15 protein-coding genes are annotated in these 21,200 nt (G+C 58.8%); 11 read left to right on the top strand and 4 right to left on the bottom strand.

All coding sequences use genetic code 11. From position 1 onward, the window contains the following. The first annotated feature begins 409 nt into the window (after positions 1 to 409). Positions 410 to 1,504 (top strand): hypothetical protein, encoded by a 1,095-nt coding sequence (locus AC3WJR_RS19060; protein ID WP_492727067.1) that lies wholly within the window; start codon positions 410 to 412, stop codon positions 1,502 to 1,504. Positions 1,505 to 1,958: 454 nt separating this feature from the next. Here the strand turns inward: AC3WJR_RS19060 and AC3WJR_RS19065 are convergent, their stop codons facing one another. Further along, complete coding sequence (locus AC3WJR_RS19065; protein WP_492727068.1) at positions 1,959 to 4,190, bottom strand: hypothetical protein; 2,232 nt, start codon at positions 4,188 to 4,190, stop codon at positions 1,959 to 1,961. Between the two features lie 454 nt (positions 4,191 to 4,644). Between AC3WJR_RS19065 and AC3WJR_RS19070 the strand changes: the two genes are divergently transcribed. Continuing rightward, on the top strand, positions 4,645 to 5,712 hold the full coding sequence (locus AC3WJR_RS19070; RefSeq protein WP_492727070.1) for a DUF4238 domain-containing protein: 1,068 nt from the start codon (positions 4,645 to 4,647) through the stop codon (positions 5,710 to 5,712). 116 nt (positions 5,713 to 5,828) lie between these two features. On the opposite strand, the gene AC3WJR_RS19075 is transcribed toward AC3WJR_RS19070, so the two are convergent. Further along, the gene (locus tag AC3WJR_RS19075) at positions 5,829 to 6,392 is read right to left on the bottom strand and encodes a hypothetical protein (protein WP_492727072.1); all 564 of its coding nucleotides are present in this window, start codon (positions 6,390 to 6,392) and stop codon (positions 5,829 to 5,831) included. A 103-nt stretch (positions 6,393 to 6,495) separates the two neighbouring features. Between AC3WJR_RS19075 and AC3WJR_RS19080 the strand changes: the two genes are divergently transcribed. The 4 genes from AC3WJR_RS19080 to AC3WJR_RS19095 all read left to right on the top strand — a co-directional run bounded on the left by AC3WJR_RS19080 (position 6,496) and on the right by AC3WJR_RS19095 (position 10,932). Beyond that, positions 6,496 to 8,151 carry a hypothetical protein gene (locus AC3WJR_RS19080; RefSeq protein WP_492727074.1) on the top strand — a complete coding sequence of 552 codons (1,656 nt, stop codon included), beginning with the start codon at positions 6,496 to 6,498 and terminating at the stop codon, positions 8,149 to 8,151. A 338-nt stretch (positions 8,152 to 8,489) separates the two neighbouring features. Next, positions 8,490 to 9,701, top strand: coding sequence for an AAA family ATPase (locus AC3WJR_RS19085; protein WP_492727076.1), 1,212 nt, complete (start codon positions 8,490 to 8,492; stop codon positions 9,699 to 9,701). Between the two features lie 11 nt (positions 9,702 to 9,712). Continuing rightward, on the top strand, positions 9,713 to 10,228 hold the full coding sequence (locus AC3WJR_RS19090; protein WP_492727077.1) for a hypothetical protein: 516 nt from the start codon (positions 9,713 to 9,715) through the stop codon (positions 10,226 to 10,228). 14 nt (positions 10,229 to 10,242) lie between these two features. Next, positions 10,243 to 10,932 carry an RNA ligase family protein gene (locus tag AC3WJR_RS19095; protein ID WP_492727079.1) on the top strand — a complete coding sequence of 230 codons (690 nt, stop codon included), beginning with the start codon at positions 10,243 to 10,245 and terminating at the stop codon, positions 10,930 to 10,932. Between the two features lie 800 nt (positions 10,933 to 11,732). Here the strand turns inward: AC3WJR_RS19095 and AC3WJR_RS19100 are convergent. Continuing rightward, positions 11,733 to 11,918 carry a hypothetical protein gene (locus AC3WJR_RS19100; RefSeq protein ID WP_492727081.1) on the bottom strand — a complete coding sequence of 62 codons (186 nt, stop codon included), beginning with the start codon at positions 11,916 to 11,918 and terminating at the stop codon, positions 11,733 to 11,735. 478 nt (positions 11,919 to 12,396) lie between these two features. Between AC3WJR_RS19100 and AC3WJR_RS19105 the strand changes: the two genes are divergently transcribed. The 4 genes from AC3WJR_RS19105 (at position 12,397) to AC3WJR_RS19120 (ending at position 17,308) form a co-directional block, all read left to right on the top strand. Further along, positions 12,397 to 15,156, top strand: a complete 2,760-nt coding sequence (locus AC3WJR_RS19105; RefSeq protein ID WP_492727083.1) for a hybrid sensor histidine kinase/response regulator — start codon at positions 12,397 to 12,399, stop codon at positions 15,154 to 15,156. Positions 15,157 to 15,761: 605 nt separating this feature from the next. Further along, on the top strand, positions 15,762 to 16,520 hold the full coding sequence (locus tag AC3WJR_RS19110; RefSeq protein ID WP_492727085.1) for an SIMPL domain-containing protein: 759 nt from the start codon (positions 15,762 to 15,764) through the stop codon (positions 16,518 to 16,520). A gap of 222 nt (positions 16,521 to 16,742) precedes the next feature. Next, complete coding sequence (locus tag AC3WJR_RS19115; RefSeq protein ID WP_492727086.1) at positions 16,743 to 17,123, top strand: hypothetical protein; 381 nt, start codon at positions 16,743 to 16,745, stop codon at positions 17,121 to 17,123. Then, entirely contained in the window at positions 17,120 to 17,308 is a 189-nt protein-coding gene (locus tag AC3WJR_RS19120; RefSeq protein WP_492727088.1) for a helix-turn-helix transcriptional regulator, read from the top strand. The genes AC3WJR_RS19115 and AC3WJR_RS19120 overlap by 4 nt, the downstream gene beginning before the upstream one ends. Before the next feature lie 77 nt (positions 17,309 to 17,385). On the opposite strand, the gene AC3WJR_RS19125 is transcribed toward AC3WJR_RS19120, so the two are convergent. Beyond that, positions 17,386 to 18,270, bottom strand: coding sequence for a hypothetical protein (locus AC3WJR_RS19125; protein WP_492727090.1), 885 nt, complete (start codon positions 18,268 to 18,270; stop codon positions 17,386 to 17,388). Between the two features lie 1,133 nt (positions 18,271 to 19,403). Here AC3WJR_RS19125 and AC3WJR_RS19130 point away from each other — a divergent pair. Beyond that, complete coding sequence (locus tag AC3WJR_RS19130; RefSeq protein WP_492727092.1) at positions 19,404 to 21,161, top strand: transferrin-binding protein-like solute binding protein; 1,758 nt, start codon at positions 19,404 to 19,406, stop codon at positions 21,159 to 21,161. Positions 21,162 to 21,200 lie beyond the last annotated feature (39 nt).

Genomic DNA, 21,200 nt, shown 5'->3' on the forward strand with positions numbered 1-21,200 from the left:
GACATCAAATTAGACCCATAAGTCGCCGTTCCCGGCGCTTTTCCGCGTTCCCAACTTCCGACATTCATTCATCGGTTCGCGACCGACCTGCCGCGCCGCGGGAATGGCGAAAATATGGGACATTCCCGACGTTCGCATGCGTCATGTCGAACGACATCTCGTGTCGGAAGCCGACGCTCAATTCTCGGCCGACCCGAACCGCGGAATGACAGAAGCTGGGCCGGTTGCAGACAGGCAGCTTATCGGCCGATAACAGCGCAAACGCGGCTGTCTGCAATGACCGCTTACCTCTTCGGCAACATTTTCAGTTAGCGTGAAAGCTGGAGATGAAAGAAGGGGCAGTTTCTCTCGATTTCCTGCGATTCTTCGCTACCAGGGCTTGCCGGGATAGGCCTGGCAGGCGGACACAATGGGACTGACGGAAAAGACTCTCGAACTGAATGTAACTCACGAACTGCTCGCACTTGGCCAGGGTATTTGGCACGTCCTCTGGGCAGCAGGACCATGGTCGTTGCCCGGCGCGTCGGTGATCGGGCCCCCGATTTACGCGGCTGGGCTCAGCTTACAGGACGAGTTGGAGCATGGATGGGATGTCTCACTTGATCTCCCGCCGATGGGAGCGACAGCGGCCCGAATTGCATTTCTTCAGTTCAAGATGGGCAAGAGGCGTAAATATTCTCGGCATTCTGGCAGCGTTTTTGTGTCGCCATCCACGCCAGATACTGAGCATGTACTTTTCGGGATAAACAATAATAGCGAGAAGAATCAGCATAGCCGGCTTCGTGGGACTGGACAGGCAGCAGGTGTGCCAGAGTCAGCGATTTATGCCCTCCCTCTTTTCACTGACGAAGCGGAGGTGCGTCGCTCGCTGGGCGGGTTGTTGGCAAATACGGTCTTCTTCTCGGTGCCTGATGTCGACGTGGCGACTCACCATGATCCGATCGTAGACGGGACGAAGCGCGAGGTTGCGTTCAGCAAAAAGGACCCGACGATCAGAGAGTTTCGTTCCAAGCCCGTCCCGTTCGAAGCGCGTGAGATCGGTGGGCAGCTCATTGGAGAGATCGCAGCGGTTCGACTTCACCGTGCGCTATCGATGCTACGGCCAGACCTTTTAACGTCCCTCGATTCTGGCCGCACCGTCGGGCGCTGGGTCGCAAATGAGATAGCCCAATTCCTAACAGACTTCGTTGGTGTTGACACTCCAACTGCAGAACACGCGTTCACACGAGAGATGCGCCAACCAAGTGCGCGGTTCACCGCCGCTCCAGCCGACGGCGATTTCCGTGGTATCTCCCGGGAGATGAGGAATAACCGAATCTTTGATGTGGCTAGCGCTGTTTCGCCGTTGTTGACCCGCTTGGACTCCGGAGAGTGGCAAGATGAGGCTGGTCAAGCAGTTGAGACCAAGCTGTTGGCAACTGCATCGCCAGATGGGGTGCGTCTTAACCTCAAAATGAAAGAAAGACCCGCCTCATCGATGCGTCTGAGTTATATCGTCGTCTGATCCGGCACGTCGGCGCGCTTATATGTCGAGCAGGGAAGTACTCAACTCTTTAACGACCGCTATGTCCCCAATGTCAGCCGTACCCCGCCTCCCACCAAGCAGGGTGGAAGAACGACGGCTTACAGAATGCTGGTCAGGCAGTTCGAACGATCGACATAGGCGCCTCGCTGACACTCCGCTTCGAGGCAGCCCAACGGCAGCTTCTGCGAGGAGGAGACGTTCGCGGTAGCTGATCGGAAAGACCGGGTCTGGTCGAGAGCCGCTGTCAGCCTCACGCCGGCCCTGACACAATTTCCGCCATTCCGACGTCCCCGCTTCCGCGGCTCGTTCACCCGCCGGACTGGTCGAATATCGCCCTGATACCCGCGGTCGTCCGCGTATAGGCCAGCCTTCGTCGCCATCCTCCGCGCCTCGCCAGTAAGCAGCCTAACTGCGCAGCGCGGGTTGGGCTCGTTCATTCGTCCGGATCGATATCATCATCCACGACGTCAACGGTATCCGGCTTCGGCTGGACCTGAGTTAGTTGTTTCCGACTGAGCCCCGCGGCGTGAAGCGTGGCCCGGTTGCGCATCCAGGCGTCATTCACCAAATCCTGCCACTGAACGACTTCGATCTGACCGCGATAATTGCCGCTTAGCTGGCGGATTCGTCCTTGGCTGTTCGACGTCGTGTTCCAACCCGATAGCTGCAGTACCAGATCGCCGACAATGTCCGCGACAACGTAGCAATGGAAGACGCAGTCCTTGGCGACCCGAACTCGAGTCCGTCCGAATGACTCGATCTCTTCACCCTGTAACTGGGCGAGGTAACGGGTAATCTGCTGTTCGATCTGGTCCTTCGGACCTTGATATGCCCTGCGTCCTGGCTTCTTGAATTCCACCACCATAACCGTTCGAAGCGGTTCGGAGATATCGACCGCTTCCGGTTGGTCAGGGTCGGTTGAGCCTAGTCCATATGCCAGATCCCAAAGAAACAGATCGGGCCGATCGGCGGATCCGGCGTCCACAAGGACGTCATCGAGGCGCTTGTCCGAAGAAAATGCTCGCGTGAAAGCCAAGCGCTCGTCCACGACCCATAATTCGTGTGCGCGGCTCTTGCGCTCGGCAGGATCGTCGCCTCTGACATTCATCGGGCAGATGAAGGAGTGGAGTGTCCGTTCCAGATGGAAGTCGTCGGACGAGCCTTCACGCGCACGTATGCGCGTAATCAGCTTTTCCAATAGCTCCAATGCCAGCTTTCTGCGAACCACATGTTGCGCGAGGGCGAGCTGTTCCGAGGCCTGGATCTCGCAAGCCGCTTCCGCCACCGAGCCCTCGAAGCTGAATTGCACATCGTTATCGAGGGCGTCGATTAACCTTTGCAGCGTCTCTTGGCGTTCCTCATCGCGCCTAATCTGGAACTTGACCAGGAACGAGGCGAACTCCTCGGGCGTCGCGGCATGAAGCGGCACGCGGCCGAGTTGCGTGTCGTCGTCGTCGAACCCGAAGGTGGGATAGCGCTCCACAAAAGCCTCGTAACGTTCGCGACGCTTGGCGAAGTACTTCCTGACTTGGTCGGGCAGCATGCGGATGCGAACCGCCTCCATGCATTGCCTGCTGATCTGCTTCAGCGTCCGTTCGGTCAGATTAAACGCCGTGCGGCCCTCGTTAACCCGAAGATCAAGATACTCACCCGAAACACAGCCATGAAAGGCGAGATCCGTTTCCCCGTCGCGCTCCAAGCTGTCGATCCCTAGGAGATTATCCACCTTCCTAGTCTCGACGGTACGGTCGTTCGCCAGCAGATGAAGCTGGTGAAGGCCGTCCAGGCCGGTGCTGGCTTCCGCGCGGCACACGAACCCGACGATATGCAACTCGCCAAACTCTTCGCTCGTGATGATGGTGTCCATCGGTTCGCCGATGACCAGGTCCGAGACGGCTTTGGGATATTCAACGGCTTCGCCGTCAACATCGACCAAGATGGTCGGCCCACCGCCCATTAAAAAATCCGCAATGAAATGTGCACTGAAATAGCGAAGGAAGGTGTCGGATCGCTTCGGAAACGGCTCCGCATATTCCTTTGTGCGTAATCCTTTGAAGCGAACCCGAGTGCCATGGCGCAAGGCAGACCCCACGGTCTCGTCTTCGATTGTCGGAACAACTTGCTCGGAATTGTTGAGGACGAATGCAAATTCGCGCTTCGCGGTCCCGCCATTCAATGCGTAAATGCTGTCGATCTTGATCTCGTCAAAAGCATCCAGCCAGAAGAGCCGGCCGACACCCTTGCCGCCCTTGCTCTTCTTAAAGTCGGTGTCGATCTCACAAAAAGCGGCGTAGCGCTTGGCATCCAGACCGATGCCATCGTCCGCGATCATGATCTGGATCCCGTCCGCGTCCGACAGCTTCGAGACGGTAATATCGATCCGGCCTTTCGAGACATCGTCGCCACAGGCATCTTCGATGGCGAACATCGCATTGCTCACGGCCTCGAACAATGGCTGCAGGCTCTGGGTTGCGTTCGACGGCTTCGGAAGCTTGCGAACGCGATTTTCGATATTGGGCGTAAGTGCCGGCAATGTGGCTGCCCCCGCAGGAAGTGGTACGACACCTATAGGCCAAATGAGCGGCACGGCCAGCTCTACGGATCGCCGGATGACCTCGCCGGCACCGCGAACCCACGCGGCCTTGGGCAAACAGGTGCGGGCCATGAAGACCTTGAGGTCATCGAGCGTCAGCGCCGCGATCGACCCACAAGTGGACGTTGAGGCCGGCCTGCTCGCTTCCCAGCTTCACCGTCAGAGTCAACCTTCTAGCCGAGGCTGCCTGCACGTGTCTCTAGTGGTAACGTTAGCCGAGCGACGACTTTCGGGATCGCTTAAAGCCGGACTAGACGTCGAGAATGGGGGTGCTCTGCTGCCTTACCGCTTGACCGAACAGGACATGGCGGCTCCGGCGCAGATCAGACATTCCCGGCGCCACATCGGATCGGCGTATGTTGGTCGACTCCCGCCGGATGCGCTTGGAACGAAGCCGTCGTTCTCCACGCGTTCCGGCTAGATCAGATCCAGCGTAATCGCGGTCTGCAGCTTTAGAATTCTATGGACGGCTCGTGACAGTTTCAGGTGATTGGCAGGCATGCCCTGAGCGCGCTAAGTCGAGCGCATGTCCGGCAGCAAACAGCACTTTATTCCACAGAGCTTATTAAGGGGGTTCGGCTTCAAGAAAGGCAAGTCGACATTCGTCGTCGCCTACACGCTTGATCGCGGTATCTTCACGCCCGCAACCGACGGGATTGCTGCCGAGCGCCACTTCTACTCGGAGCTGCGCGTCGAAGGCGGTGACGAGACGCTCGATGACCAGATCACTTACTATGAAACATCGCTCGCAACCATGCTGGCCAAGCTGCGGGCGCTCGGCGACGGGGAACAGGCCGATTCTCGCGAGGCTGCGGAGTTCGTAACCCACCTGGCGATCCGCAACGACAATTTCCGCAAGGCCGTGACCTCGGCCGGCACTGCCATGGTCGAAGGCGTTGCGAACCAGTTTGCGGACACCGCAAGCGCGCGTAAGCTTCTCGGTCTTGACGGCAATTCTATCAAGGGTCCGTTTGCCGAACAGCTCGCCGAGGCCTTCGAACAATATCGGCCGCTTATCGCGATGATGGGCATGGACGAAGCCATGTTTCGGCAGTGGGCGTTCTCGACAGTCCAAGCGAACTTCGACACCTATCACGCCGAAACCAGGGGGCCGATGGACGAGGCGCTGGCAACGATTCTCGAATCCATGCCGGGGGTAACGGCCAGCGCACAGCGCAAGTCGCTCGGCGAGACGCTGGCGCCTGCCGAGCGTGTCGAGCACATGACCGCGTTTAACTGGCGGATCGTCCATGTCCCCGGACTGATCCTGCCGGACTGCGTGGCAACCGCTTATGAATCCGATGGCATAGCCTCTCCGCTCATGCTGGCTTCGCTCGACACGCTCGTGAGCATCTTCGTGCCCCTGTCGTCCGAGCGGATGCTGGTCGGCTCGCGCACCGGCGCTGTCCCGGTGCCCGCCGATCTCAATGAGGCGTTCGCCGGTTGCTCATGGGATTTCTTTGTGGCCCGCGAGCGCACGCCCGAGCTCGAAGCGCTTCGTGACACGCTGCGCTCGCGGGTGGTTTCTTATCTAGACGATCTGGTCGATGGTGCGATCTCGGAAGCCGTCGCCGAGCGGGGCGCACGCAGCTGAGGGCGTGGTAGCCACCACGCGTGACGCCGTCGCTAGCGACCGACGCGAACCGTTAGGTCGTCCGAGCCGACAGTGTCGTAGCTGACCGCCTCCGAGACACGCTCTCCATAAGATCGTCAGCTATGCGATAGATGGATGTGCAAGCGCGCGAGGACGTAGCCGAACCGCGTCCCTTCGCGAACCACGTCGGCATCCGGAACGTCTTCGCATCCCCGTCTCACAACGATCGAATAAGCGTGGTTGACCTCCGTCTGAGAGCGCAACCGCCATTCATCGACGAGGCGGTCGGCCGATCCTAGGTCTCCGTCCGCAATATTCAACGCGTCGTGCAGCCGATCTTCGGGCCCGTCCGCGCCGCCCGAGAGGCGATCCAGCGCGGTATCGATCGCACGCAGCGTCGCACGCCGCCGCTCCTTCGCTGCGACGTATGCCCGATAGGCGCGGTCGCCTCCCTCGCCGCGGAAGCGGTTGGCCAGAAGGTTCTCGTCATTCGCGAGCCGGCCGAACTCCGCTACCGACTCGTCGTCGGCGACCGGCGGAAGCCACAGCTGGCCGATGTCGATGCAGGCTGAAGCGACCCATTCTTGGCCGTTCACCTGTGCTGCGGCGCTTCCCGAGATCGGGCAATTGTTCAGCTGAAACCATTGCATCGCTCCTTCGCTAGAACGACGTGCGCCCACCGGGCAGTCGCAGGTGAGCGCGCCACCCTTTCCGAGCGACCGCCTGAAGAGCTATGGGTTCCCCGGTCCCCGTACAGGGGAGCGCGATCTTTAAGGAGTGGCGATGGGGAAGCCGTCGACGGTGATATTCTGGGGAGCCGGTGCAACGGCCAATTTGGGCATGCGCGTGACCGCGAAGCAGAGCGTCTTCATCCTGACACTGGCGGGGGTAGCGGATCTCTCGCCCGCTAGCCTAGCGAAGCGAGTGGAAGGCGCGCTCGGCCTAGGTGCCAACGCGCCGCAGCGCAAGGTTCTGGTCGATCTGCTCACCATCCTTGGTGATGGCACCGCTTCCGCAGCCCTCCACGACCCCACGGACAAGCAGCTTGCCGCTATGGGAAGGAACTGGCGGAAGGGCGCCAGCGGCGATGAGTTGCGGGCACGTGTGCGGGAACTACGGCTTACCTACGACTGGCCGGCGCTGCAGGACGTGCTCCGGGTCTGCCCGGGCGCCTCAGCCGGCGCGCTGAAGATCAACGACCTCTTCAACATGCTCGACATGCATGCCCCGCTTGGTCACGGCTTCCGTACGGAGCAAGGCGCGTTCTTGGACGCGCGTCGTCTCATGGGGGCGAAGGCCGCGCTCAAGATGATCCTGCACGCGATGTTCTACATCGACTGGCAGAACTGCGTGCGCGACCACGGTCGCCCGCTGGAGACCTACGAACGGTTCGCCGAGTGGCTGGGTCGGAGAATGTATCGATCAGAGCCGTCTTTCTCCGGTCGTCTGGACCGTGCCGAGTTCATCCGCGGCGATATCGCCTTCGTTAGCCTCAACTACGATCCCATCGGCCTCTGGACTCAATTTGTCGCGAACCGGAGACTGAATGGAGCACCGGACGTCGAGAAAGTCGATGGTGCGTCACGACGTATCCAGCTTTACCACGACATGGGCCACTTCATCCCCTCGCGGCGGATCGAGCCGGCAGGGCGGCCGGACCTCTGGTATCCGATGAACGAGGCGTCGGCGCAGCGGATCAATGAGATCGACGCCCGAGGGTCGGAGCGGATCAGGTTGAGCAAGTTCCTCTTTCCACACGGATGCCTCTGCTGGCGCGAGTGCCCGGACTGCGGAAAGCTGTCGGCATACCACGGAGACGAATGGAGCCTCCGATCACCGTCCCTCCTGCCGCCCCCGCCCCTTCGTCGCTTCGACCGGCGATCGGCTTACCCGGACTTGGCGGTTCTCGACCCTGCGGATCGTGACAAACGTAAGAAGGAGAGCAACCTGTGGAGCGAGGGGGTGGTCGACGCGAGGGCCTGTCTGCACTGCCACACCATTACGACCACGGAACACGCCCAGACCGTGATGCAGAGTTCCTTCAAGCAAACGCCGCCGTCGTTCATCGACGAGATCCAGCGTGACCTGCGTGCCATCGTCATGCAGGCGGACCACATCATACTGATGGGCTACTCCCTCCCGCCGGATGACGTTGCCTACCGCGCCTTCTTCGCCGCGCGCCGTCGTCGAACCGCTGGAGGGACGCCGGTGAGATGCACCGTCGTGGGCTTTGACCACGCCCTGCCGCCACTTGCTGGCCCCGGCGGCATCGACCCGAACGTGCTTGCTCGGCAGCCCGCCGTCGCCAGCGCACGCGAGATCTTCGGCGAGGATAACGTGCGCTTCTGCGGAGAGGGTGTACCCGGCGCGTTCTGCGGCGCGCCCGGCGTGCTTTCCAAACCGAAGCTCGATGCGCTCTTCGAGTGGAAGCCGGTGTGATCGGACGCGTGTGAACGCATCAGCCGGCGGGGCACTGGACGGTACCAAGGTCATGGCTACCACCCGGTGCCAAGAACTATGTTAGGAGCTACTTACCCGGTAGCGGACAACCGTCAGGCGACACGCACGAGCGAAATTAGTCACTGAGGGAATGGCCGGTTGGGGGTGATAAATCGGGGAAAGAGGCCACCCGCGTATACGCCGCCTGAGCTTTTCGTTATGGCCACGCCAAAGACGAAAATCGAATTGGGACACTGTTCTTCATGTTTGCAAGACTGCGATTGGTGAACTTTAAGGCTTGGTCGGACACCGGGGATATAATTCTATGTCCGCTGACGATGCTTCTTGGAACCAATTCCTCTGGGAAATCATCCCTAATCCAGAGCCTATTGTTACTAAAACAGACCGCGCGTTCGCCCGATCGCACAATTCATCTGAACCTCGGTGGAGACGAGATAAACGACCTATTTAATTTCGGAGCCTTCGAGGATGTGCTTAACCAAGATGCCGAGACGCCCCGCCAGTTTTCCATAGCATTCGACTTCGACAATCGGGGCACTAGCCGCATCTCCAAGGGCAGCTTCGAGTGCTCATACGGCCAGACATCTTCGGGTAGTGTCGTGATTCAGGCACTCACGTTGAAGGCTGATGGTCGTCAGTTTAAGGCGATCCGTCGAGAAAAGGGGGCTTTTTCGATCCTGGTCGATGATGAGCAATTGCCTCGCGCAAAGGGACGCGGTTACGCGCCTGAACGTTCGATTGCTTTTTCAGCGGAGGCGATCGCCGCTCTCGACCAGGACGGTCAGCTTGTCGAAGATCTGAGCTTGGCTATCCGCCGTGAACTCGAACGGATCATATATCTTGGTCCGTTGCGCCGTAAGCCGGAACGGGACTATCCTTGGAACAAGACTAAGCCCGGTGACGTGGGCAGCGACGGACGAGGCGCGGTCGACGCTCTGCTGGCGAGCGCGCTCTTACGAGGCGACGAGCAAAACTACATAGTGAACGGCGTCTCCCATTGGCTCAGCAAAATGGGCCTCGCGGATAAGCTCGAAGTCCGGCAGCAGGGGCGGTCCAATCGCTATGAGTTGATTGTGTATAGGGACGGAGTTGCATGCAATCTTCGTGACGTTGGCATTGGCATATCGCAGGTTTTACCGGTCCTGGTAGTGTCCTATTTTGCTCCGAAGGGCTGTACAATCATTCTTGAGGAGCCGGAAATTCACCTGCATCCGCTTGCGCAGTCCGCTTTGGCGGAACTCTTTGTCGAGGTTAGTCGCGAGCGCAGTGTCCAGTTCGTGGTCGAAACTCACTCCGAGCACTTGTTTAGACGTATGCAGACGTTGATAGCCAAGAGAGCTGCCTCATCGAGTGAAACAGCGATGTACTTCGTAAAGCGAAAAGCTAAGGCTGCCGAACTACAGTCGCTTAATATCGATCAATTTGGGCGGGTGAAGAACTGGCCGGAGGGATTTTTTGGTGACGCACTTGGAGAGACGCGCGAACAGGCACGGCTCATGTTCGAGCGTCAGAAAGCCAGCGCGCAATGAGGGACCGCTATGTGGTCGATACCAATGTGTTGATTGCCGCCAGTGCTGCCGATCCAATCCAGCCATCCGACATTGCCGCGACACCGCTCGATCCGGCATTGCGTATGGTGATCTGGGAATGGCTCGACAACTTTGAAAGGAGCGACGCCCGTCTCGTGCTCGACTTCGAGAATCGGATTTGGAACGAATATAATAATAAAATTGGGCATACAGACTTCGGGATTCAAGTCGTGATGTCGAAATGGAGTAAATGTGCCGTAGATAGCGTCTCCATTGACTATGACGAGCATGGCCATGGCATATTGCCTGCCACGCTAATGCCAGTAATCCATGATCTCGCCGACCGAAAGATGGTCGCGGCATCGTTGGCGTCTCTAGCAGATTTTGGCGAAGGCTGCGTTGCTTTTGCGGGCGACACCGACTGGCACGACTGGGAGGAAGCCCTCTTTGCCCATGATGTCATAGTTGAACCAATCATCGAGGCGTGGTCTCGTGCCAAGCACGCTGAGAAAAAGGCGAGACAATAGCCGGATACCCGATAATGAGCTTCTTTCGCTTCCCTTCGACCCCGCATCTTGCCTGGTTGAATCGAACCACCGTTCCGCGCGAGGACAAACTGTTATCCGCGTCAGAGGTGAGCGCGCTTCTCGCGAGCAAAGTGCTAGTCGAGGAAAAGATCGACGGCGCTAACATAGGGCTTTCATTAGCCGAAGATCGAACGCTGTTGATTCAAAATCGAGGTCAATATCTAACGGCTCCCTACGCTGGCCAGTTTTCGCGGTTGCCCGAATGGCTGACCCAGCATGAAGAGGATATCCGCGATCAACTGGAGGCGCCACTCATCCTCTTCGGCGAATGGAGCGCTGCCCGACACTCTATCGGTTACGATCGCTTGCCTGACTGGTTCCTCCTGTTCGATGTGTACGACCGCGCGGTAAGTCGCTTTTGGAGCAGCAGACGGCGGAATGCCCTAGCCTCTGCAGCAGGCCTAACGATAGTGCCAGCTCTGCTGCGCGGTCACACTGATCTAACCGAAATCGAGCAAATATTGGCGGAAGGCTCAAGCCACTATCGATCAGGAGCAATGGAGGGTCTCGTTGTTCGACGCGAGAGCACAGATTGGTGCGAGAGCCGCGGAAAGCTCGTGCGTGCCGACTTTACCCAGGCGATCGATGAGCACTGGAGTCGCCGACGCATTGAGTGGAACCGGGTAGACTGGTCCCAGCTTTAGCTGAAGGCTTCCGAACCTGGCCGGAGCCGCATAGAGGGGCTGTGGTCGCGAACGAGAAGCTTCAGGCAGAATGTGCTGTTACTGTCTTAGGCCGAGGCAAATCTCCCAGAAGCAGCAAGAGATGCGGAGTAAAACGGTTTGTGCGGGAATGTCCGCTTCCAAGTCTACTCAGAGAATGTATCAAACGATATGAGGTTAGCGCGAAGCTGGTGGTTCTAAGTTGCGACACTAATGACCGCTTGCCTTACACCTTTTGTTTCAAAGCGGACGGTCCGGATTTCTCTCAATTCCAAACATTCCGCTAGGCCAGAAGTCGGATATTGAGGACCGATCTAAAATGCCCGATCCGGCCGCCTGTTCATCTTGCTAAGCCGGACCTACTAGCACTCGTCATTCACTGATACGCGAGTGCAGTCGTAAGCAAGGGTTAAGGGTGCAGTCAGATGAACACGCCCGGATAGGGCAGTACGCAGGTTCCGCTGCTAGCGTTCGGGTAGCTTCGGACGCCATCTGAACGAACGTCCGTTTGAGCGGATCGATGCTCAAAAGCGGCCAGGCCGCTTTCCACCAATCTTTGCCGTTCAGACCATTCGCAGGCGTTCATCGTGCCTAAAAACCGACCGGCAGCTATCAGGGGTCGGTACATAGAACGGACCCAGATATACGCTACACGCCGGCGGGCGCCGGCCAGGCGGCGCAAATCACCTGTTTGTGGAGCATTGAGGGCGAGAGCTGGGTTTCTCGTACATCCGATCGCTGAACGGCTAAAAGTGGTGGAAAGCTGCCGTTCGATTCGTGCTTCAGGCGCGAGCTTTCTTCGCGATCATCCACTCGACTGCCGTAAGCGCGAGCAGCGTCGTCACGAAGCAGATCATGACGCCTTTTTCGAGGCCCGGGCCAATATGAATGAGTTTCCAGTAGGATGCGGCAAATATCGCGGCAAAGATCAGCCCCGTCGCACCGATGATTTGCCGAACCGCTTGCATACCCAGTCTCCCCGTTGCGTTTTCCAGCGGGGAGGTTGAGTGATTGCGCGAAGGTCTGCAAGTGGGCGCTTCCAGTCCGTCCGCTTCCGTGCCTGAAAGCGGACGGTTGGCTTTTGGGCACGGTGGTCGCGAGGCAGCCGTCTGAACGTCGCGTCCTGGTGGTTAGCGGAATGGCAGCTTTCGGGAGATCGGTTGGCAATAGCCGACATCGCGGGGCTGTCGCTTTTTCGAAAAGGACGGTGTTCCGGGACCTACCGGCTTTGGCGAGAGGCGGAGGTTCGCTACGAACGAATGGGAAGGTTGACGCGGGCAAGACGGGGCGCGGGTTCCGTCATGGCCTCCATCCGCGACCAAGGCGGAGCGCCTGCGTGTAGTTTTCGCATCATCATGCTGGAATCCTGATCCTAATTGCCGGATAGAGGCCTTTGCTTTGCCGTACATTTGCTGTGAAGGCGGATGGGCGTAGGAGAATAGGCCAATGGAATACGGAACCTTGGCCAGCATCGCGTCAACGGACTGGACCGTGCACGTCCTTGGGCCTCCTGCCTCTTGGTCGTCGGCGCTCAGGACCAACGTCTCCACCATCCTGGCCCTTCCCAGCGCGGCTTTTATGGTCTGGGGACCCGACCGAACCTTCTTCTTCAACGATGCCTACATCCCCATCCTTGGTCCTCGAGTACCACAGGCGATGGGAGCGCGTTTGGAGGAGCTCTGGCCTGATGCGTGGCTATCGATCGCCGAGGACTTCGACCGAGCTATGACAGGCGAAAGCATCTCGTATGCCGATCGCTACGTCCCACTGGCTCGCTACGGCTCGCCGGAAGATACGTGGTGGACGTTCTCTTTCTCGCCCGTGTTTGACGATGATGGAGCCGTTGCAGGCGTTCTGTGTCTCACCAACGAGGTGACCGACGCCGTCCATGCGCGGACCGCTGCCGCATTGGACCAGCGCCGGCTCCGTGCGGCCATCAATCTCGCGCGTCTCGGCACCTACACCTGGGATCTCGCCTCCGGTAGCGTGACAATGGACGCACGTAGCCGTGAGATGTGGGGCTTTGACCCCGAGGAAGTCATCGACCAGCAACGGGTGTTCGACCGTATAGACCCGGAAGCGCTTGAAGGCGTGCAGAAGGAGGTCGCCTCTTCGATCGCGACGCATGACCCGCTGGTTGTCGAATACTCGATCGCCTTGCCTGACGGCACGACACGGCGAGTGGTGAGCGGATGCGAGGTTGTCTGCGACCAGGAAGGCAATCCGGCGCAGATCGTCGGCACGTTCGACGATGTAACAGACGAACGCGCCGGCCAGCGGGCACTTGAGGAAGCTAACGAGGTGCTAGCCGATGAACTTGCCGAACAGAACGCCGCCCGCGAACGCGCTTGGCGGTACACGCCTGATCTGCTGTCGATCCTCGACCTTGAGACCGGTAAATTCGAGCGTCTAAACCCATCGTGGACGACAACCCTAGGCTGGGACACCTCGGAAATGGAGGGGCGCGCCTACGTCGATTTTCTGCACCCCGACGACCTCGCTGCCAGTCAGGCCGCCTTCGACGTTGTTCGGCGTGGGGAGCCAGTGCTGCAACTCGAAAACCGTTACCGCACCAAAGACGGCACCTGGCGGCGAATGTCATGGGTGGCTTATCCTCAAGGCGACAAGCTCTACTCCAGCAGCCGCGATGTAACCGAGACACATGAGCAGGCCACAAGGCTGGCTGAGCGCACGCGGGAGCGCGACCGCTTATGGCGTAACACGCAAGATCTTCAGGTCGTTATCGATGAGAACGGCATCTTTCAGGCGGTCAATCCAGCTTTCACGGTCGTTCTAGGTTGGGCACCCAAGGAGGTAATCGGCCGTCCGGTGTTCGACTTCATCGTACCGGAAGATCAGGCCATCACCAGTGACGCGCTGAGACACGCTCGATCTGAAAGTCTGCCCACAACGGAAAACCGGTACCGTCACAAGGAGGGTGGCTTTCGCTGGATTTCATGGCTTGCGACCCCGGACGCAGGCCTGATCTACGCCAGCGGACGCAACATCACCGCTGAGAAGGAGCATGCTCAGGCGCTGGAGGCGATCGCCGAAACGCTACGCCAAAGCCAGAAAATGGAGGCCGTCGGCCAGCTCACCGGCGGTCTCGCGCACGACTTCAACAACCTGCTCGCCGGCATGCTTGGCAACCTCGAGCTGTTGCAGATGCGCGTAGCCCGTGGTCGCATCGACGACCTCGACCGCTTCATCAACGCCGCGCAGGGCGCCGGTCGTCGGGCGGCCTCGCTGACGCAAAGACTTCTCGCCTTCTCGCGTAGGCAAACGCTCGATCCCCGCCCAACCGACGTGAACCGCCTCATTGCCGAGCTGCAAGAGCTGCTTCACCGAACAGTCGGTGCAACGGTCGACATCGAAGTCGTTCAGGCAGCCGGGCTCTGGACAACCGAGATCGACGCGCCGCAGCTTGAAAACGCTATCATCAACCTATGCGTGAACGGTCGCGACGCCATGCCGGAGGGAGGCAGGCTTACCATCGAGACCGCCAACAAGTGGATGGACGACCGTGCCGGCCGCGAGCGGGATCTGGCACCAGGCCAGTACATCTCGATCTGCGTGACGGACAACGGCACTGGTATGGCGGCAGAGACGATCCAACGTGCATTCGAACCCTTCTACACGACCAAGCCGCTCGGTCAGGGTACGGGCCTTGGGCTCTCCATGATCTACGGCTTTGCGCGCCAGTCGGGTGGGCAGGTCCGCATCTATTCAGAGGTCGGTCAGGGCACGACTGTCTGCATCTACCTACCCCGGTTCCACGGGGATGCGGACGTGGAGCCAGAAAATCTCAGTGCGCTCGCTGCTGAGAGTGCGACTGGACAGACGGTTCTGGTCGTTGAAGACGAGGCGACGATCCGACACGTGATCGACGAGGTGCTAGATGAGCTCGGCTACACGGTGATCGGTGCAGCAGACGGCGCATCGGGCGTCAAGGTGCTCCAATCGGGTGCTAGGATCGAGTTGCTGATCACCGACGTCGGGCTGCCCAACGGCATGAACGGGAGACAGGTTGCCGATGAAGCACGTCGCCTGAGGCCAGGTCTCAAAGTGCTCTTCATCACCGGATTTGCCGAGAATGCCGCGGTTGGTAACGGTCATCTCGAACCAGGCATGGAATTACTCACCAAGCCTTTCACGCTAGAAGCCCTGACCACGAAAGTGGCCGAAATGCTATTGCGCTCGGACTAGCTACCCAGCTCGCGTGATACTGTGAACAACGGTCTGGCGCTTAACGAAGGGCTGTTAACGGGAAGCCTGATCGCTTTCCTAAACGTCCGGCTGTGGGCGCTTCCGGTCCGTCCGCTTTCCAGACGAATACCGCCCTCCCCCTCCCCCCTCCTACCGCCTCGCCCCTATATGCTCAATTTTCCGCCGGTGCTTTTTAAGTATGCCCGGGCCGCACCTCTCTAGGCTGGTTCGTTTACCGTGAGAAAACGACGTATATAATTTTGCTCAATTTGGTCGTCTGGTCCGGTTGAAGCCCGAACCAAAGAGGACCATACGGCACCCATTCAAAAGGTATCGTTAAAGCTCCGTGCACGGTTCCAAGATTCGGAATGTCTTAATCTGGGTGGAGAACAGTCAGGCGGCTTTCGAGAGCGCGCCACCAGGAAGCCGACATTCCGCAACGCCCTTTTGCATCGGCCAAGCGATCGGTTTCGCTGCGGGACGGCTGGCGTTGCGAAAGGGAACCCTTTTGCAACAAACAGCTGAATGTCCTCTCTTGTCGCCGCCACCCTATCGGCTACGCTTCGTGACAAGACGGCTGAACCCGTTTCCTTTGGGAGCTTCTGATGAAATTGGCCGTTTTCGCGATTATGATTGCCGTAGGTTCGTCGGCAGAAGCCCAGACGCCTTCATCATCTCAAATTCTTGTTTCTGCGAGCGGCACTGCCAAGACACCTCCGGACATGGTCACGGTTGGATTTACCCTCCGCGGGGAGGGAGTGACGTCAGATGAGGCGACTTCTAAGCTGCGCGATGGTGCCAAAGCGATGAGCGCGGGCATTGCGGGACTGTTGCAAAAGGCGGGGGAATATCACTCTTCTGCCCTTTCGATTGCACAGGTGCGGTCAAAAGACTGCGACGCGAACAGCTATGGACCGCAGCGGCTATCGACAGGACCATGTGCAATCATCGGCTATATTGCATCGCTACCCGTCACCATCGAAACTTCCCGCGTCGCCGACGCGGGTACGCTTGTCGGTCTGATTGGTCGCCTGGGCGGCATGGATGCGAGCCTGAGGACCTTCTGGCTACGCGACGATACGGCCGCGCGCCGTCGTGCCATGCAGGCAGCTCTCGCCAGCGCGCAGATGCAAGCACGGTTGATCGCTGAAGGGTCAGGAAGCAGGCTGGGACCGTTGTTGCGTGTGCAGGACGCCGACTATCGCGAAGTAACTTTGGAGATGCCGACTGCTGTCCAGTCCGCAGCGGAGCCGGCTGCCCCGCCGCCTCCACCTGCGCCTCGCGCGCCCGTCCGCATCGACCTAGCGCCCGAGCCAATTCAGACGACTGTGCGCCTAATGGCTGCATACGGCATTGATCGCTGACCCTCGCGGTACGCATCAGAGTTGTGCATGAAAAACGTACGAATCTCTGCCCTCGCTTAGCTGATGCAAAACTTGTGAATTTTGCATCATGAACGATGGAGTCTGGTGGATATACGCTACTGGATTGGGCCATTTGCAGGCAAGCAAACGCCGCTTGTATGGAAAGGGTGTTTGACAGGATGCTGCTGCACTGTAAAAGACGCTTTACAGGAGGCCTTCCCTATGTTTCGATCAAAACAGTACATTCTTGAACTCGGCGGAGCACTCATTCTGTACGCCGTCCTTTTGATCGGGGCTAATGCGCTGGAGCGCGCGGTACAGCCAGTCGGCAACCTGAAACTGGCTATCAATCTTGTCCCGATGATCGGCATGGTCGCCGCGGCGTGGGCGATCCTGCGCGGGCTGTGGCGGATGGATGAGATGCAGCGCCGCATTCAGTTCGACGCCATCGCAATCTCGTTCCTAGGCACCGCTCTTATCACGTTCGGGTGGGGGTTTGCGGAGGGGGCTGGATTGCCGCATTTACGGGCATTCGCCGTGTGGCCGATTATGGGAACGCTGTGGGGGCTGGGCATGGCCTTCGCCCAGCGCCGCTACCGGTGAACAACCGTATCAAGGAGCTCCGTCTCGACCGCCAGTGGAGCCAAGGCAATCTCGCGGAGGCGCTTTCGGTCTCGCGACAGACGGTGAATGCGATCGAGAACGGCCGGTACGATCCCAGCCTGCCACTCGCCTTTACCATCGCGAGTGTGTTCGGCCTCAAGATCGAAGACGTCTTTCAACCGTAACCGTCCGCTTGCCTGTGGCAGTGATGCAAAACTTTTTATTTTTGCATCAAGAACGGTCGGGTTTGGTGAGCGGTAGGTCAGTTTAGAGGGGGTAAAGTCAAATCGGACCGTGTTGTGTCGGTCAAAAAACGAAACTCCTCACCGTCGAACCGATGGATCTCACCAATACGGTGACGTTCACCCGCCTGGTCCTTCCAAGAAACCTCAAACTCACAGTACAAATTGCCTTCTCGCAATGCCGTAAGCACATCACTAGGTGGAACGGGGATCGTAAGAGCAGTACCAAAGGTCATTTGCTTTGGCATATTGATCCGGCTGAGATTCAGGCGAGCTGGTTCTTCGTTTTTGCGAAACCCCCAACCTCCAGTCACCCTGAAATCACGTGCAATAACAGTTCCAGAGTTGCGTACGCCAAAAGTGACTTTGGGATTGGCCGCGTCTTTCCCAATTACATCTACCGTCTCAATATGGACGTTGGTCCTTAGTTGAAGACCGGCAACATCCTTGTCATGCTCAAGTGTTCTCTTAGAAAATTCAGCTGCCTGTTTAGCGTACCAAGCCGCAGCGATAGCAGCGAATAACGTAAGCACTCCAGTTACGACGCCCCATGCCGCAATCCTCGTTTGCTGCGCCGCGAGTACAACGCCTGCATTAGCTGAGTCCGCTTGACGTTGTGCCGCTACAAGACTGGCAGTGGCTATGCGTACTTGTTCTTCTTCGTCTGCACAAATAGATATTTGACGTTTTTGTTTCTGCCGAGGCAGCATCGCCAAAGCATCTAATTGGCACTCAGGGTGATGCGCTTTATAGTTTATGGCTATCGTTTGATAGCTGCCAACGGAACGGAGCCTTGGCTCTTCCGGCTGTAGCAGCCACCCGATCAATCCGGCACCAACCAAGCTAGCAAGCACAATGACGATTACAGGCCAGCGTTGTCTTTTTATGAGATCATCGTTTGCCATGGCACTATGCTGCTCCTCTCAACCAATGGCTGCAATTGGAACAACGATCAGTTACCTCAAAATGGTCATCACCGGGCAGTTCGTAGCGTTGCAAAAGGGACACCTTTTGCAACGTCATGGACGGCCGCTTCCGGGCCCGATCAAATCGGCCTTTAACGACTACAAATGGGCGAATTTTGCCTGTCCGCTTTTCCGCCCGATAGCTGTCGGTCGGCTTTGAAGCGATCCGACCGATTCGATCGTCGGAACGGCTTGAGGTGGTGGAAACCGGACCGTCTGCTTCGGAGCGTTCACTCCAAGAAGCGGACGTTATCGGAAAAGGTCGTCGGTATCGTAATGGCTAAACCGCTTTCCGTCTTTGCGATCTTTCCACGCCAAAAGTCTCAGCAGAAGAAAGAAGAAGACCGCGGGGAGCGTAGCGAGAGGGGTGTAGTCAAACGGCACACCGAAACTTCGCAGGGCGCCATAACATAGGATGGTCATCGGGATCGCGACGCGGCCCCACATCCACCACTGGTATAAGTCGTTGTCGGACCGAAAGGGTGGCTGCGGAACACGGTTCGTAATGACCGATGCGCCGTCATCGTCTTTTTGGGTTCGCAACCAACTGTGCCGATTCTGCCTCATGGATGACGGATACGACTTGTGATTTACGTCCGCTAGTGGGAGCAGATCGGGTGCGGGCGTAGGACGAGATTTGGGCGAAAGCGGAACGGCAGCTTCATGGCCGCAGGGACGCAGAAGCATTCACTTAAGGCAAATCGGCCTGTTCCTGCTTTCTGCCATTCGTCCACGTCGAGCATGGCGTATCGTGGCAGTCAGGCTTCGTGGGGCAACGTTTTGCTACTGGGGGCTAGCTGCCATTTCTGCTTTTTCGTCGAGAACGGCTGCCCTTCGCCGACACGCTACCCCGTCGGGTTTAACGGTCAGACGTGGCTTCGCCTGAAGATCAAGTTCTTCCGCCAGCGTGCTCACTGAATAAGATGATTGCCCGATCGGGATCTTCGGCGATGTACAGCCTGGTCATCTCGATAAGGCGTCTTGTGTCTTCCCTTTTTTGGTTTGGGCGGCTAATCCATATGCTGTAAATTGGGGGCAATAAGATCATGAAAACGCGCGCGATGACGTCCGCAATGGCCATGGCTTTCGCGCTTAGTGGATGTGGCGGCGGGAGCGGTGGGGGGATCGCCTCTACCCCGCCCCCGATCGCGACGCCGACGCCGACGCCGAACACGACGATTACCGATCTGCGTGCCAGCCAAAGCTTCGTGAACGACGCGGCAAGAACGGATGTGGCGTTCAACACAACGTCCAATTCGACAATTTCGGGTCGCGCGGCAAGTACGCCGCTAACCGTCAGCTATGATGCGTCGAGCAGCAGCTATGCGATCACGGGGGGCGGCGTCACCGACACCTTCGCGCCAGCAGACCGGCAGACCGGCAGCGTGACCGGCGAGACGAAGTACATACGCCGCACCGGCGACGTTTCCAGCTATCTGACATTGGTCACGACACCTTATTACGGCACCGCCTCCAATCGCTACGTCGGCATGGGCTACGCGCAACGCAACACGCGCTTGGGTGACCGGCAGGATACCGCCTTTACGACGTTTACCTACGGGCTTGATACGCCGGCAAGCGGAGTTCCCAGGACGGGGGCAGGGACGTTTGCGACCGACGTATTTGGCCTTGCCTCCTTTCCCGGGGCGGAACCCGATGTCTTCCAGGGGCGGGGACGGTTCGACGTGGATTTCATCAATGGCCTGTTCTCTACCGCAACATCGGTCACGCGTACCGGGCTGATCTCGGGCAGCAGCACGGTGGGTGGCGGGCTTGACCTGACCGGCGGGGGGCGTCTTGCTGCGACCAACGGCACGTTCACCGGCGACGTCGTCTACAGCTCGAGCGGCCGCCAGATCGGCGGGCAACTGAACGGACGCTTCTATGGCCCCAACGCCGACGAGATCGGTGCTAGCTTTTCGGGATCGGCAAGCGACGGCAGCGCCTTCAATGGTGCCCTGACCGGCCAGCGCGATGCCACGCTGTCCGCGGTCAACACGTCGTTTGCCCGTCTGATGACGTCGCAGCTGTTCTACGCCGATGCGACCACGCTGACGGTCAGCACGCCGCGCACCGGCGGTACGCCTACCGTCTCGGATTATCCGGGCCAACTGGGGACTGCTGTGTCGCGCAGCCAGTTCACCGACAACACAAGCGGCAACGTCAGTTTTGGTCCGCCCACATCCAACATGGCCGGCGGAGACTATACCGTCACGTCGATCGTCGCCGGGGACCCCAATTTCACCAGCTATGCCCGGACGATCGCGGGACAGTCGACACAGCTGCAGTTGTACAAGACAGGCAGCGACAACCGCGAACTGGCGCTCACCTATGCCAGCTTCGGGAAATATTCGACATCGACCGACGCCAGCGTGTCCTTCTATGCAGAGGCAAACCGGGTCTTCTTCGTCTACGGGTTCAACACGCCCAGCGGACTGTTCGCCAACCGTACCGGCGCCGCCAGCTATGCGGGCGTCGCTTACGCCGCGGGGGCCGATCCGAACGGCACATTCTACGATGTAACCGGCACGGCGAAAATGTCGGTCGATTTTGGGACCCAGTCGCTATCGGGCAATCTGGCTTTGGCGGGCAGTAACGGCGCGACGAAGATTGACTATGGTGCATTCGGCTTTGCCGGCAAGCTGAACAGTTACGCATCGTCCGCCAATGCCGATATCAAGGGTAATGTAGGAACGTCGATCGGTTCCATGCTGGTCAATTTCTACGGCCCGTCCGCTAACGAGGCGGCAGGGGTGTTCCGTCTTCGCGTGCCCGACGGTGTCGGGGCGGGAACGCTCATCAACGGGGCGATGGTCACAAAGGGGCAGTGACGATACGATCTTGGCCGGCCGCAGCACTGCTGCTGGTGG

The organism is Sphingomonas sp. FW306-05-A (assembly GCF_058782275.1).

Bases quoted from the DNA above. Each gene is read 5' to 3' on its own strand.
- AC3WJR_RS19060 (WP_492727067.1), top strand. From the start codon at position 410: ATGGGACTGACGGAAAAGACTCTCGAACTGAATGTAACTCACGAACTG.
- AC3WJR_RS19065 (WP_492727068.1), bottom strand. From the start codon at position 4,190: ATGGCCCGCACCTGTTTGCCCAAGGCCGCGTGGGTTCGCGGTGCCGGC.
- AC3WJR_RS19070 (WP_492727070.1), top strand. From the start codon at position 4,645: ATGTCCGGCAGCAAACAGCACTTTATTCCACAGAGCTTATTAAGGGGG.
- AC3WJR_RS19080 (WP_492727074.1), top strand. From the start codon at position 6,496: ATGGGGAAGCCGTCGACGGTGATATTCTGGGGAGCCGGTGCAACGGCC.
- AC3WJR_RS19085 (WP_492727076.1), top strand. From the start codon at position 8,490: ATGCTTCTTGGAACCAATTCCTCTGGGAAATCATCCCTAATCCAGAGC.
- AC3WJR_RS19095 (WP_492727079.1), top strand. From the start codon at position 10,243: ATGAGCTTCTTTCGCTTCCCTTCGACCCCGCATCTTGCCTGGTTGAAT.
- AC3WJR_RS19100 (WP_492727081.1), bottom strand. From the start codon at position 11,918: ATGCAAGCGGTTCGGCAAATCATCGGTGCGACGGGGCTGATCTTTGCC.
- AC3WJR_RS19105 (WP_492727083.1), top strand. From the start codon at position 12,397: ATGGAATACGGAACCTTGGCCAGCATCGCGTCAACGGACTGGACCGTG.
- AC3WJR_RS19110 (WP_492727085.1), top strand. From the start codon at position 15,762: ATGAAATTGGCCGTTTTCGCGATTATGATTGCCGTAGGTTCGTCGGCA.
- AC3WJR_RS19115 (WP_492727086.1), top strand. From the start codon at position 16,743: ATGTTTCGATCAAAACAGTACATTCTTGAACTCGGCGGAGCACTCATT.
- AC3WJR_RS19125 (WP_492727090.1), bottom strand. From the start codon at position 18,270: ATGGCAAACGATGATCTCATAAAAAGACAACGCTGGCCTGTAATCGTC.
- AC3WJR_RS19130 (WP_492727092.1), top strand. From the start codon at position 19,404: ATGGCCATGGCTTTCGCGCTTAGTGGATGTGGCGGCGGGAGCGGTGGG.